Annotated in this window: 14 protein-coding genes; 6 read left to right on the plus strand and 8 right to left on the minus strand. The window is 43.5% G+C overall.

Features of this window, described 5'->3' with window-relative positions:
• Window positions 1-27: 27 nt before the first annotated feature.
• The 3 genes from JWR61_RS23255 to JWR61_RS23265 all read right to left on the minus strand — a co-directional run bounded on the left by JWR61_RS23255 (window position 28) and on the right by JWR61_RS23265 (window position 4,107).
• Window positions 28-2,352, minus strand: coding sequence for a glycoside hydrolase family 3 N-terminal domain-containing protein (locus JWR61_RS23255; RefSeq protein ID WP_301930099.1), 2,325 nt, complete (start codon window positions 2,350-2,352; stop codon window positions 28-30).
• A gap of 251 nt (window positions 2,353-2,603) precedes the next feature.
• The gene (locus JWR61_RS23260; protein WP_301930100.1) at window positions 2,604-3,347 is read right to left on the minus strand and encodes a molybdopterin-dependent oxidoreductase; all 744 of its coding nucleotides are present in this window, start codon (window positions 3,345-3,347) and stop codon (window positions 2,604-2,606) included.
• A 1-nt stretch (window position 3,348) separates the two neighbouring features.
• Window positions 3,349-4,107 (minus strand): cytochrome b/b6 domain-containing protein, encoded by a 759-nt coding sequence (locus JWR61_RS23265; protein ID WP_301930101.1) that lies wholly within the window; start codon window positions 4,105-4,107, stop codon window positions 3,349-3,351.
• A gap of 239 nt (window positions 4,108-4,346) precedes the next feature.
• Here JWR61_RS23265 and JWR61_RS23270 point away from each other — a divergent pair, with 239 nt between their 5' ends.
• The 3 genes from JWR61_RS23270 (at window position 4,347) to JWR61_RS23280 (ending at window position 7,948) form a co-directional block, all read left to right on the plus strand.
• On the plus strand, window positions 4,347-4,814 hold the full coding sequence (locus JWR61_RS23270) for a hypothetical protein (RefSeq protein WP_301930102.1): 468 nt from the start codon (window positions 4,347-4,349) through the stop codon (window positions 4,812-4,814).
• A gap of 209 nt (window positions 4,815-5,023) precedes the next feature.
• On the plus strand, window positions 5,024-6,577 hold the full coding sequence (locus tag JWR61_RS23275) for a M20/M25/M40 family metallo-hydrolase (RefSeq protein ID WP_301930103.1): 1,554 nt from the start codon (window positions 5,024-5,026) through the stop codon (window positions 6,575-6,577).
• A gap of 243 nt (window positions 6,578-6,820) precedes the next feature.
• Window positions 6,821-7,948: a hypothetical protein gene (locus JWR61_RS23280; RefSeq protein ID WP_301930104.1), complete on the plus strand. Its 1,128-nt coding sequence runs from the start codon at window positions 6,821-6,823 to the stop codon at window positions 7,946-7,948.
• Window positions 7,949-8,024: 76 nt separating this feature from the next.
• On the opposite strand, the gene JWR61_RS23285 is transcribed toward JWR61_RS23280, so the two are convergent.
• The 3 genes from JWR61_RS23285 to JWR61_RS23295 form a co-directional block, all read right to left on the minus strand.
• Entirely contained in the window at window positions 8,025-8,402 is a 378-nt protein-coding gene (locus tag JWR61_RS23285; protein WP_301930105.1) for a hypothetical protein, read from the minus strand.
• A 254-nt stretch (window positions 8,403-8,656) separates the two neighbouring features.
• On the minus strand, window positions 8,657-9,931 hold the full coding sequence (locus JWR61_RS23290; protein WP_301930106.1) for a hypothetical protein: 1,275 nt from the start codon (window positions 9,929-9,931) through the stop codon (window positions 8,657-8,659).
• 89 nt (window positions 9,932-10,020) lie between these two features.
• Window positions 10,021-10,797 (minus strand): zinc-dependent peptidase, encoded by a 777-nt coding sequence (locus JWR61_RS23295; protein WP_301930107.1) that lies wholly within the window; start codon window positions 10,795-10,797, stop codon window positions 10,021-10,023.
• An 84-nt stretch (window positions 10,798-10,881) separates the two neighbouring features.
• Between JWR61_RS23295 and JWR61_RS23300 the strand changes: the two genes are divergently transcribed.
• Window positions 10,882-11,217 carry a hypothetical protein gene (locus tag JWR61_RS23300; protein WP_301930108.1) on the plus strand — a complete coding sequence of 112 codons (336 nt, stop codon included), beginning with the start codon at window positions 10,882-10,884 and terminating at the stop codon, window positions 11,215-11,217.
• Between the two features lie 7 nt (window positions 11,218-11,224).
• Entirely contained in the window at window positions 11,225-11,395 is a 171-nt protein-coding gene (locus tag JWR61_RS23305) for a hypothetical protein (protein WP_301930109.1), read from the plus strand.
• A gap of 34 nt (window positions 11,396-11,429) precedes the next feature.
• Here the strand turns inward: JWR61_RS23305 and JWR61_RS23310 are convergent, their stop codons facing one another.
• Window positions 11,430-11,888, minus strand: a complete 459-nt coding sequence (locus JWR61_RS23310; RefSeq protein WP_301930110.1) for a GNAT family N-acetyltransferase — start codon at window positions 11,886-11,888, stop codon at window positions 11,430-11,432.
• Window positions 11,889-12,048: 160 nt separating this feature from the next.
• Between JWR61_RS23310 and JWR61_RS23315 the strand changes: the two genes are divergently transcribed.
• Window positions 12,049-12,396: a DUF6799 domain-containing protein gene (locus JWR61_RS23315; RefSeq protein ID WP_301930111.1), complete on the plus strand. Its 348-nt coding sequence runs from the start codon at window positions 12,049-12,051 to the stop codon at window positions 12,394-12,396.
• 126 nt (window positions 12,397-12,522) lie between these two features.
• Here JWR61_RS23315 and JWR61_RS23320 read toward each other — a convergent pair whose 3' ends face one another.
• Entirely contained in the window at window positions 12,523-12,921 is a 399-nt protein-coding gene (locus JWR61_RS23320; RefSeq protein WP_301930112.1) for a heme-binding protein, read from the minus strand.
• Between the last annotated feature and the right edge of the window lie 132 nt (window positions 12,922-13,053).

A 13,053-nucleotide genomic window follows, 5' to 3' on the forward strand; every position in this document is an offset into this window, starting at 1 on the left:
ATTTTTACTTTTGAATTTTAACTTCCGCTACTTCTTCGTATACTTCAGCGTCCTCGCATCTTTTATTACACCTTTGAAATTCATTCCAAACCCAAAATCATACACATGGCCGGCGGCATCTTTGTAGCATTGCATATCCAGCGGCACATCTTCTTTTTGCTTTTCTACCGTTTGCATATTGGCCGGCATTTGCATGGGCAATAATCCAGATGGCACTGCTTTGCCGGTTAATATGTCCAATATCGCCTGGTCCTGTACACCAAAGTTGATTAAGATAGCGCTGGCATTTTTCTCGAACTCAGCAAACACCATCGGGTTGCTTACGTTTACGGAAACAATCACCGGCTTGCCTTTCATCTTTACGTAAGTGTCATTCACCATGGCCAGATCGGTGATGTTGATGGCCTTAATACTTTTGTCTTTGTAACTGCGGTTGGTAAAGTTTTCAAACTGGTCACCACCTGCGAGGCTGACTGCCCTTGCATCAGCAGCCTTGTATTCACCATACTGCAAACTAATGGGCAGGTAACCATTTCCACCAGCTTTCACATCTTCGCTGTTATAACCATTACCACTGTTGGGGCTGGCAATAAACACCAAAGCATAATCCGCTTCTTCGGGGTTATCGGTGGTGTTGAAATACTTCTTTACAATGTTCATGTTAACGGGGTAGTCGAGTTTTTCCGGCGTTTCCATTCCCAAAAAATTTCGTCCCGCAGGCGTGAATTTTTTCGGTAGATACACTGTTTTCTGTTTTTGTAATGGCAATACCTTATTGCTGTTTTTCAGCAGCACCATCGACTTTAGCTGGGCATCATACCCTGCTTTCATAAACGCGGCATTGCCTACTGTATTTTTAGAAGCCTCCGCATCAAGGTAAGGATTTTCAAATAAGCCGGTGTGAAAAATATTGGTTAGCAGGCGCACGGCAGATGCTTCAAAACGGGCACGCATAAATGCTTCTCCATGTTCTTTTACACCCATGTTGTATGCATCAATTACAGGTACTGCATCATTGTTGCCGCCGAACTGGTCTACACCCGCCATCAGAATTTTATAATGTCTTTGCGCAACAGATAATTTTTCTGTACCCCATGATTTACCGGTGATAAAAAGATCTACCGCCGCTTCATCACCTGTTACCAGCCAGTCAGTACAAACAACGCCATCATAATGGTATTTTTTACGCAGCAGATCAGTAATGATGTACGAATTGTAGTTGTTGGCAACCTTGTCGTGGTTCTTAATATCCTGGTTAACTGAAATAGTATAATAGGGCATTACGGCAGAAGCCTTTGCCGTTTTGCCATTCAGCTTAAAAGCGCCTTCAGTAAAAGGCGTAAAATGCTGGCTGAAATTACTACCTGGATAAACCGCATATTTACCAAAGCCATAATGGGCATCTCTTCCCCCCTCTCCGCTGCCGCCGCCCGGCCAGTGTTTCACCATGGCGTTTACACTATTGTATCCCCAGCCACCACTAATTTCTTTATCTCCAAACGAAGTTTGAAATCCGTCGATATAGGCCCGGGCCATATCTGCAGCCAGTTTCGGATGTTCGCCAAACGTGCCGCTGAACCTGTTCCAGCGGGGCTCCGTCGCCATATCTACTTGTGGAGATAAAGCCGTTGCAATACCCATGGCCCTGTATTCCAGTGCTGCAATGTGTCCAAAATTTTTCACCACACTGGGGTCGAAAGTAGCAGCTAATCCAAGCGAACCTGGCCACATGGAGATAGCACCGCCGGCACCTGCGTTGAATTCTGCATTGGCAACTGTTCCATGCCTTGGGTCGGAACTGTTGTTGGCCGGAATACCCAGGCCAATGCCCTCCGTCAAGGCCTGTATGTTGTTGTTCCATTGCACAGCCACTTCCGGACTTTGTACCGATGTTACGAGCACATGCCGGACATTATCTTTCGTTAAAAAATCCTTTTGCTGATCGGTTAAATCGCTGGCAGCAGCGCCGCTTTCAGGAAAAGATTTTCCGTTGTACGTTCCGGCAAAAATACCCTTCGCCGGGCTTGGAACAGGCTGGTGCCTGCTGTACAGCATAAGACCTGCAATTTGTTCAATGGTCATCTGCGCTGCGAGGTCCTTTGCACGAAAAGCTACCGGCAAACGCCAGTCTTCGTATTGATCCAGCTTGCCGTTTTTATTGAGATCCTTAAACGCCAGTCCATTCACCGTAATTAATTTTACTCCTGAGGTAGTGGAATAACCCAGCGTTTGTCCTTTAGGGTTAGTAACGGTACTGATGGTACCATTTATTTTTTCGCTCCATTGCTGGGCTTGCAGGCGGGATGTTTGCAGCAAACAAATTGCGGCAAAGCAGATCGTTGATTTTTTCATGGCTATTGCGGGTGTTGGTAATGTTGTGCAATTATTAAAAAACGCTGTTAAATTACTACAATTTTCTACACCTTACTATTAAATGGTTGCGTGAGCATATACAAAATTCTTTTTGTTGACTGAGCTTGTTACCACCTCAGAATCATTCCTAATGGAGGTTTAAGGATGCATTATAAATGAAATTGGCTTTGCACGCAGGGTTCACATCAGGCTAGTTGAAGACAAGTGTAAATAAAACAATGGATCAGTTTTCATATCCCCGTATACCAGGACCATCCACTATCCCCCATATCCACAAATTCATCTGACACGACAATGCGTTGCAGGTACTTCACACTCTTGTACCCAATCTGCCTTTCTACCCGAAGGCGAAGCGGCGCACCATGTGGTAGAGGCAAGCTGCTGCCATTCATCGCATAGGCTAAGATTGTTTGAGGATGCAATGCGTCCAGCATATCGATGCTCTCCATGTAGCCATCGTACGCATAAAAATTGACAAAGCGTGCGGTAGACAAAATACCGGCATGATGGAGTAACAGGGTTAGTGGCACACCGGTCCATTCACCAATGGCAGACCAGCCTTCTTCACAATTGTGCCGCGTAATTTGTGTACGGGCAGGAAATTGTTGCAGATCATCAAGCGAGTACAATCCGGGCTTTGCTACTTTACCTTCTACCGAAAGACGCCAGTCGCTGAATGTACTTGTATTCAACCGGCTGTATGCTTCACTGAACGTGGGCGTTGATTTATCTGCCGGATTGGTAGTACCTGTCGCAGGGAACGAGGACAGTTCATGATGGCCATATTCTTTTGCGAGTGATTGTCCCGGCAATAAGGAACGTTGTGCAACATAGGTGAGTGCATCACCCATGCGCAGCAGGTTGCCATAAGTTGGAGGTAACTTTTTCGAACAGCCGGGCAGTAACAAACCTCCGAGCGAACCGAGCCCGGTAATGATGGCAGTACGCCGTGTAAGTAAATGTTTTCTTTTCATATCATTTTCCAAATGTCATGGCACTCATTTGTTGCTTAAAACCCGACCGGATAATCATCACCACATGTACAACCAAAAAAAGGATGAGTGACACAGATGCAAAGAAGTGAATGGTTCGGGCCGACTGACCACCGCCAAACATTGTTAAAAGGAACGGGTAAGATGCCGTAATAGCCGGCGACATAGCGAGCCCTGTAAGCACCATCAGCGGCAGCAAAATAAATATTACAGCCAGGTAAGTACACTTCTGCAACAGGCTGTATTGCGGTCCATTGGTTGCAGCAGGAATTTGCATGCGCACATGTCTAACCATGTCGCGCCAAAACTCACGGCGGGTAAACTCGCCGGGCGCTGGTAACAAAGCGCTTTTAAAATGACGGGTAAAGAAACCTGCAAGCAAATAAACAAAGCCAGTTACAATTAGGAACCAGGCGGATAAAAAATGAAGACTTCTCCCCCAGCCATTCTGATTAAAAATATCATAGGTCCTGCTTGCACTTACAGGTGAACCTGCAACATTGTAAAATGCAGTGCTTTTCTCCCAGCCACCATGCTGATAATTTCTGCTGATGGGCAGCTCGAACAAGGCCGGTGTAAGATCATTTCCCACTTCGCCCCAGTACAACCTCGGATGACTCATAAGAATTACATAACCCGTAAAAGCCAGCACCATAAAACTCACCGTGATGATCCAGTGGGTACTTTTAACCCAGCGCCTGTGGCGGTTAGTTGGTTGTATGGAAGGTTGGGAAGCGTGCATTACGAATGGATGAATGTTGAGTTTAATGACTTACTAAATATACATTTTTTTTGGAAATGTAGATATGGTGTATTGAGGCCAATTGCAAAGCATATCAATTAGCGATAGAGAATTACTGCCTTAGCAAGTCAACCAAAAACAATTTTTACTGTATTCTTGTTGATCTTTTCCCGCTGCTATTTATTATCCCACAATCAACTTTTCCCTATCTTCAACTACCAATAATAATTGTCCAGGCCATGCATGAAAACGAACAAAACCAATTAGACTCGTTTGTTGAAGAAATTGAATTGATAAAAAGCACCCGCATCCTTCCCTGGTGGGTCAGGGCTTGCAGCTGGCTGTTTTTATTAACCGGCGGCTCCGCATTTATATTACTCGTTCTTAGCTTTTTTGGAGTGGAAATGATGCTCTCTTTATATGGCCTGGTTGCCAATGGTCCATTGTCACTCACCGGTCTTTTAATAAGCGTGTTATTCATATTAAAAGGCCTCGTTGCATTCGGACTTTTAACAAGAAAAGAATGGGCTGATTTGCTTGCCATTGTTGATGCGGCGACAGGTATTTTAATCTGCATATATGTAATGATTGTACCATTGATTTTCTCAGGACGTGCAGGTTCCGGGCTTCGGCTGGAACTTGTTTTGCTTGTGCCTTACCTGCTTTATTTTGTAAGACAAAGAAAAAAATTGATCGATAAAATTTGACCACAATTATTTCTCTGTTATTATTCCTGGCCAGTTGTTGTCGCGGCTACGCTGTATTAATGCACACAATCCACTTTATCTGGTGACGTCAGATTTCAACAATTAATTCCTGTTTTACAAAATAAAACCACTTTGTAAATAAACCCCGAAGCCTTAACTTGAGTGTAGATTACCTCCTGCTCCACAGCTCATACAACAAACATTTATACATGAAAAAATGGATCGCATTTACAGCAATGCTGTATACTGTTAACATTGCCATCGCACAGGAAATAGTGGATACAGCGATGATGCAAAAAATAAAAGCCGAAGAAAAAAACAACTCACAGATTGTGATGATTGCCCACAACCTCACCGATGTAATTGGTCCTCGCTTAACCAATTCACCGGGCTACAACCGGGCGCTGGACTGGGTAACAGCCACCTGCAAAAAATGGGGACTGCAAAATGCCGGCCGCGAAGCCTGGGGTGAATTTGGAAAAGGCTGGAGCAATGAACAGGCAACCCTTGCCATGAAACTTCCCTACTATGAAAACATCATCGCTTACCCCGTTCCCTGGTGTAAAAGCACCGGCAAGCCAATCAAAAGCGAATTGATCATGCTGGATGAATTGGATTCAGCCTCGATTGATAAAGCAGGCGCTTCTTTAAAAGGAAAAATCGTGATGATAAAACCAAGTACCAATAATATCCCCGATGCCTTCAAGCCGTATGCAACAAGGTATGCAGATACAGCGCTGAATAACCTGCCCGACGATTACATGATCACCCGGCAGCAATTGGAACAATATCTGCCCATGATTAAAAAAGATTATTACACCACCTTGTACCTGGCTAAAAAAGGAGTTGCAGGTCTGGTACTCAGCAGCCGTGGAAACCGGGACGGAACTGTGTTTGTGGACGGTGGTGCAGGCTATGCCAAAGGCTTCGAGGCTGCTTTACCTACGATGAAAATCAGCAGGGAAGATTATTTAAAAATGATGCGCTTATTGCAGGACCATAAAAAGGTGGAAGTAGAAATGAATGTGCAGAATACTTTTTATAACAAGGACCTTACAGGTTACAATGTGGTGGCTGAAATACCGGGCACCGATCCGACATTAAAAAGCGAAGTGGTAATGCTCGGCGGCCACCTGGATAGCTGGGCAGGCGGTACCGGTGCAACTGATAACGGCGCCGGTTGTATTGTAATGCTGGAAGCCATCCGCATTTTAAAAACATTGGGCATACAGCCCCGCCGCACCATCCGCATCGTTTTGTGGGGCGGCGAAGAACAGGGCTTGTTCGGTTCTTTCGGTTATGTAAAAAAACACTTCGGCGATCCGGCTACCATGCAGTTAAAACCAGAGCAGCAAAAAATCTCCGCCTACTTTAATCTGGACAATGGCTCAGGAAAAATCCGCGGTATTTATTTGCAAAACAATGAGGCCGTTAGAGACATCTTTAAAGCCTGGCTGGCGCCTTTTGCAGAGATGGGTGCAACCGGTATCACGGCAAGTAATACCGGCAGTACTGATCATATTTCATTGGATGCGGTTGGCATACCGGCCTTTCAGTTTATACAGGATCCGCTGGAATACGAAACCCGTACGCACCACAGCAATATGGATACATACGATCACCTGAGCATTGAAGATCTTCAGCAAGCCGCAGCAGTTGTGGCTGCCTTTGTGTATAACACGGCCATGCGCAACGAAAAATTACCGCGTAAACCGTTGCCTAAAGCAGAAAAATTTGTTTTTGATTTTGATTTTCCGATCTAGCAGTTAAGAATAAAAATGATTTTTGGCCGGGCTTTGGTACTGCTATTTAACATTAGTGGCGTCGCACTCTTGTACTGTGTCACTTTACTGAACTTTTATCTAAGCGTAGATGCGAAGAAAATTTGTATTGCGGTAGAAGCGACTTCCTTCACATACAATTTTAAATTTTAAATGCACTGGTTTAAAATGTAAACGCTTTAAGACAATGCACTCAATGCAAACACATCCATTAAAATAACCAATATGAAAAAGTTACTCCTCCCACTTCTGTTGCTTTCATTTGTATTGCCCGCAAAACTATTTGCCCAGGATAAAGAAGACAAGCTGGACTTGCCCGGCGATAACCTTAATTTATTTGCGGTATTAAAACTGTTCCAGGAGTCGGAAACGCTGGAAGGTTTTGAAAGAAAACTCAATGAAGAAAATAGCGAAATCAATAACCTTGATCTGAATGGCGATAACAAAACCGATTACATAAAAGTAATTGATAACACCGATGGCGATGTACATACCATCGTGCTGCAGGTAGATGTAAGCGCTACGGAAAAACAAGATGTAGCCGTGTTTACCGTACAAAAAGATCCGGATGGAAAAGTGCAGATACAATTGATAGGCGATGAAGAACTGTACGGTAAAGATTACATCATTGAGCCCAATGCAGACCACAATATTACTGCAACAGAAACGCCCAACCCCGGATATACAGGCAACACTGTTGTGGTTGACGGGCAATCAATCCCCGTACAGAAAACCACTACCGTTGTTATAGCCAGCTGGCCAATGGTGCGGTATATTTATCTGCCCACTTACACCATCTGGCGCTCACCCTGGTACTGGAATTATTACCCATCTTACTGGCATCCATGGCGGCCATTGTTTTGGCATGCCTACTGGGGTTATCACAGTAACTGGAACAACTGGTACTTTGGTTACTATCGCCGCTGGCCGGTGTACCGCTATAATCGCTGGAATGATTTTTATTTCAACCAGCGCCGTGTGCATTCAGTAATAGTATTTAACAACCGGCAAAATGGTATTTACAGAAACACCTATGCAAAACCGGAAACCAGGCAACAGGGTGTTGCACTGTTCAACAAACGAAACCCCGGAGGTAACCGCCTGCCCACTCAGCCCGTTGATAAACCAAGACCTATCACAAGACCAGTTAACCCGGCGAGGCCATCGATAGAACGGCCGGTAACAAAACCGGTACAACCTGGCACAAGACCTGTTACGAGGCCCGTAACACCAAGGCCTGTAACCAGACCGGTTACAAGACCAGTAACAAAACCAACAAGGCCCGCCATACAATCAAGGCCTGCGCCACGTCCTGAGATCAATAAAAACAAAAGGGATGGCGAACGGCATTAAACTTATCAGATAGTTAAAAATAAAAAAGCAAACCCTGGTGTGGTTTGCTTTTTTACTATTTGCCTACTGAGAAAACTCAGTGCTTGTAATAATTTCGCTTCAGGTCGTTTATTTCATCGTCCCGCTCTGCCTTCAGCTCATGTACTTTGGCTTTTCTTTCTTTTCTTGGCAGACTTTTATCATGCTTTACCGACCAGATTTTATCTGCATAATCGTTTTTTATGTCTTCTATCTGCATCGTCATTTTTGAAGGCCTGCTGTAAGCATAATTAGGCGGATATAAACCATATGGATAAAAACCACCGAGGCCAAGCCCATAATAGGGGTAGAAGCCACCGGAAACAATCACCCGGGTCCGGGGCGCATAATAATGACCGCCACCGCGAATGTGCTGTGCAGAAACGGAACCCACCAGCAGTAACGAAACCACCATCACAATTAATGACTTTTTCATAAATACTCCTTTTTTTATTTACCATTATAGACGCAAAAAGGGGCTAAAAGTTGCAATCAAAAACAGCAAATAACTTTTCAATAACAAAGGGAATTTTAAATGCATCGACGTAAGAAGTGGCGGGCAAATTTTTTAAAAAAGCTTTAACAAAACAGGCAAGAAAATTCGCTGCTGAGGCGGGTATTATCAGGGTGAATACATTCTGTTTCAATCAGCAAATGCCGCCAGCTAAAATAAATTTTTCTGTCAATTATTTACCTGGCAAGCAACCTGTTTAAATCTTCTTTTTCAAACAGGATACGCCCCAATTTTAAGTCGCTCCAACCTTCTTTTAATTTGTAGGTAAATGCGGGAATATTGTCGGCCAGGTTACATTCTATGTAACAGGTATTTATTTTGTTGGTTTTTATTTCTTCCATGTCTTTCAACTGGTGAAGATGGGTGGAAATAAAAAATAACGAATTGGGGAAATGCGTCAGGCCTTTAATGGTGGCCGTGCTTATTTCCAGCGCATCTTCAATATTAGTGCCTCTGAACAATTCATCAAAAACAGCAAAACATTTTGAGTCATTCTTCGCCTCCAAAAGCACATTTTTAAGTGTAATAATTTCTGACATAAAATGACTGTAACCACTTACAATGCTGTCGGTAAGATTGATGGCTACAGAAATGGTGCTGAAAAACGGCATCGCAGCTCTTGCAGCGGGTACCGCAAGGCCGGCATGAGCAAGGTAAACGCATATGCTTACCGCTTTTAACAGGGTAGATTTACCAGACATATTCGGGCCAGTTAACAATATCACATTGTGCCGGGCTGTAATGTCGTTCTTCACCGGCTTTTTCAATACAGGATGATAAAATTCTGCAAGTGAAAACTGGGCATCGTCAAAAACAGGAAACACAAAACCGTACGTGGTAATACCGGTACTTACAGACAGGTAGGCTTCAAACAAAAACCATCTCTTCCAAAAAGCGGCGGATTCTCCATTGCCGATTTTTTGGGTGATAATCAGCATCAGCTCCACCATATGTTTGGTGTTGAATTTATTTTTATTGAAGGCAGTTTCATAACGCTCCAGGTCAAATGACGCAAAGAACTTCTTCAACTCTTCCAATTCAGCTGCATAGGTCGCCGGAAAAACGCTTGTATCAATCTTTGATAAATAATCTGTATTAATGGCATAAAAAAGGCGGACAAGCAAAATCAGTTTGCCTCGTTTTTTCTCCCGTTCTTTATCAGAAAACATAAACTTTAGCCGCATGTTGCGGGTAGATACGGAACCAACAAAAATCGTCTCCAGGAATTCGTATATCTCTGCCAGGTTAAACCGGTAATAAGAATAATCCCTCAGGATTTCGCGGTTGGCGATAAAGCCTTTTAATAATTCCTGCCGCCGGAATATGGCTTCTTTTGAGCTGAGCGTTTTGGTAAGGATATCCTTTACCTCAGCGCCCGAATAACTATTGTAGGTAAAATCAAACAACGGTCGTATCTCCTCTTCAATATGTAAATCCTGCGTGTTGATCATTTAATGATAACTTGGTTAAGGCAGCTTTGCTATGCCAATAAAATAACAATGTAGGTAAAAATCATTAAAGCCCCTATGCGCTCACTTTGTTAACTCTCTTCTTTGCTCACCCTGAATATTTTTTCCATCAGCTGAAATAAATCTGCATGCTTTTCTGCAAAAAGATCCGGCCGTTCAAAAAAATATTCAGCAGCTACTGCAAAAAATTCGGATTCATTGGTTATACCGTAGGGGTTGATATCTGAATCATTCGTTTTGATGCGGCTGATTTCGGCATGCATCAGCTGCAGCCAGGGCAGTATGTATTTTTTATCCAGCAGCGAAGCAGGTATGCCGTCTATATCACCGTCCGTTTTATCAATCAGGTGCACAAATTCGTGAATGGCTGTATTCTCTTTACCGGATGCGTTGGTGAATGCCTGGCGCAGTTGCTGTTGGGATAATATCATTACATGATTCATTGCTCCGTTGCCTACCATACCCAGGATGTTTCTTCCGCCCCCAGCCTGTTTATATTCATCATCAAACGAATCCGGGTATAGCAATACCACATGCAGGTTAAAATACTCCCAGTTGGCAAAATTAAAAACAGGGATGATGGCGCTGGCTGCAATGTAGATGCGGTCGATGTCTTCCACTGTAGCATTGACCCCGGTAATTTTAACCTGCGCCAAAAACTGTAACATCCTTTGCTGAAATTGCTGTTGCTGCGGCGGTGAAAGCTGATTATAAAATGGAACCTGGCCTGTAAGAACCTGCTTGAAATCTGCCGGCGCTGCAACAGGAACGATGGCCTTCCTTTTTAGTAATTTAACTGCAGTAAATAAAATGATTGCGCCAAAAATAACAAGACTAACAGTTTGCATTGTGGGGTAAAATTAGTCATCTTTTTTTGCACTCAGGGATTAAGTGATGGCCGATTTTATTATCTTAACAAAAATGAATGAAGGATGTTGCTGAATAGTTTTAATCATACAATTGGCTTTTGGATAGAAGCTTTGGAGCAGTATACGTTTGAGCAGTTGTGCGCAAAGCCAACTCCGGACAGCAGGTCACTGGGGCAATTGTATACGCACCTTGTTGATGATACCAATTATTATATCGGACAGATAAGAATATGCCTTGGTGCAAACGACCATTCAACAGAAGAAGCAACTCCGTTTGCGAAAACCCTGTTTTTAAACAACTCCTTTCCGGATGCCATGATTGAAGGAGCTCCTTCGAATGCATTGATTCCGCAGCCAGCAAGTAAAGGGCACCTGGTAAATAATCTGGTAAAAATTTAAGGGTGAAATGAATGACCTCGCTGCCCGGATTGCTGCAAGTAAGTTTAAAGGCAAGACGAAACATCCCGGGTTAGATTATTTTAGCGCCACAGAATGGCTGCAGTTTGTGGATATCCATTTCCGGCATCACCTGCGGCAGAAAAAAAGAATTGATGATTTTTTAAAATCCGGCATTTAAGCATTTCAATTTACAAGCCGGGGCGAGAATTATGCTATAATGTTTTCTCCATCATTATATCGGCTGTCACATAATGTGAACCGGTGACGGGTATATGCCGGAAGCCATACTTTTCATATAAAGTCAGGGCGGTATTTAACTGGCTGTTGGAAAGCAGGAAGATTCTTTTGGCTTTTTTATTGACAGCTTCTTCGAGGCATTTTTCCAGCAACATTTTGCTGATGCCCTTGCCCTGGAAGGCAGGCGCCACAGCCATTTTTGCCAGTTCATATTCATCCTGTCCCTCTGGAATCAGGGCACAGGAACCAACGATGTCATCACCCGCTTTTGCGAGGAAGATGCATCCGCCGGGGACCAGGATTTCTTTTTCAGGATCATTCAGCACTTTCATATCGGCCTCTTCCGTCAGCGAATATTTATCCAGCCATTCCAGGTTGAGCTTTTTAAAATCGGCGGCATATTGTTGTTCGTATTGAATGATTGCTATTTCCACTTCGCTTGCGGGGTTTTAGCAAACATAGCAATTAAAAGCCCGCTAACCTATCCCAATCTTAAAGCCGGCACAAATAATTTTTTGGGCAGCCACAGAAGTTAAGTTTGGCAAACTTTTGGTTATAGAATGAACATTAATTCACCCCAAAAAAAATATAGCAATGAAAAAGTTAACGATGCTTCTTTTCGCAGCAATTGCCTGCACGAGTATTGCCACAGCCCAGGACACCACAAAAGCAAAAGATAAAATGCACCATATGGGCAGCATGAAGTCAATGAAAGATTGTGTAATGATGAAAGATGGCAAAATGATGGTAATGAAAGGAGGAGAAACCACGGCGATGGATCAGGAAATGACCATGACCAATGGAACTGTTGTGGGTACTGACGGATCTGTTAAAATGAAAGACGGAACGAGCAGACAATTGAAGGACGGGGATTGTGTTTACATGGATGGTAAAGTGAAAAGCGGTATGAAGAAAGACCCGATGACCAAAAAGCCCATGTAACGAAATCATTTTTTTAGATGCTGAGACCTCTGACTGTTAATCAGAGCCTGGTATTATATTCTCATTTAAAGAAAACTAAGGGCTGCCTTTTAAGGGCAGCCCATTATAATTGACCACCGCTTGTAATCAAATTGCTGTTGCGCCTGCTGTAGCTACCAGGTGATCATTTTCTACAGAGCTGCCACTTACGCCGATAGCCCCAATAATTTCTCCCGAAACATTGATCACCGGAACTCCTCCCGGAAAAGTAATCAGGCCGCCATTGGAATGCTCGATATTATACAAAGAACCACCGGGTTGTGATAAGCTTCCAATAATACCGGTATTCATATCAAAGAAGCGGGCAGTCTTTGCTTTTTTCAATGAAATGTCGGCAGAACCTAACCAGGCACCGTCCATCCTCGCAAATGCCAGTATATTGGCACCGCCATCCACCACGCTTATATTCATCTTAGCTCCCAGTTCAGTAGCTTTTGTCTTTGCAGCGGCAATCATTTTCTCTGCCTGTTCTAACGTAATGTTCATCAATTATTTTTTTTGAGTTGATTTTTAAACACAGCAAATATAGAATAAGCAGACAGCGGCCGGTTACTTATAAAGCTCAAAAACTTATGAAAAAAGTTCAATTATAAACCCGTGGCAGACGGATCGGGCATG

The sequence above is a fragment of the Ferruginibacter sp. genome (assembly GCF_028288465.1).
Taxonomy (GTDB): Bacteria; Bacteroidota; Bacteroidia; order Chitinophagales; family Chitinophagaceae; genus Ferruginibacter.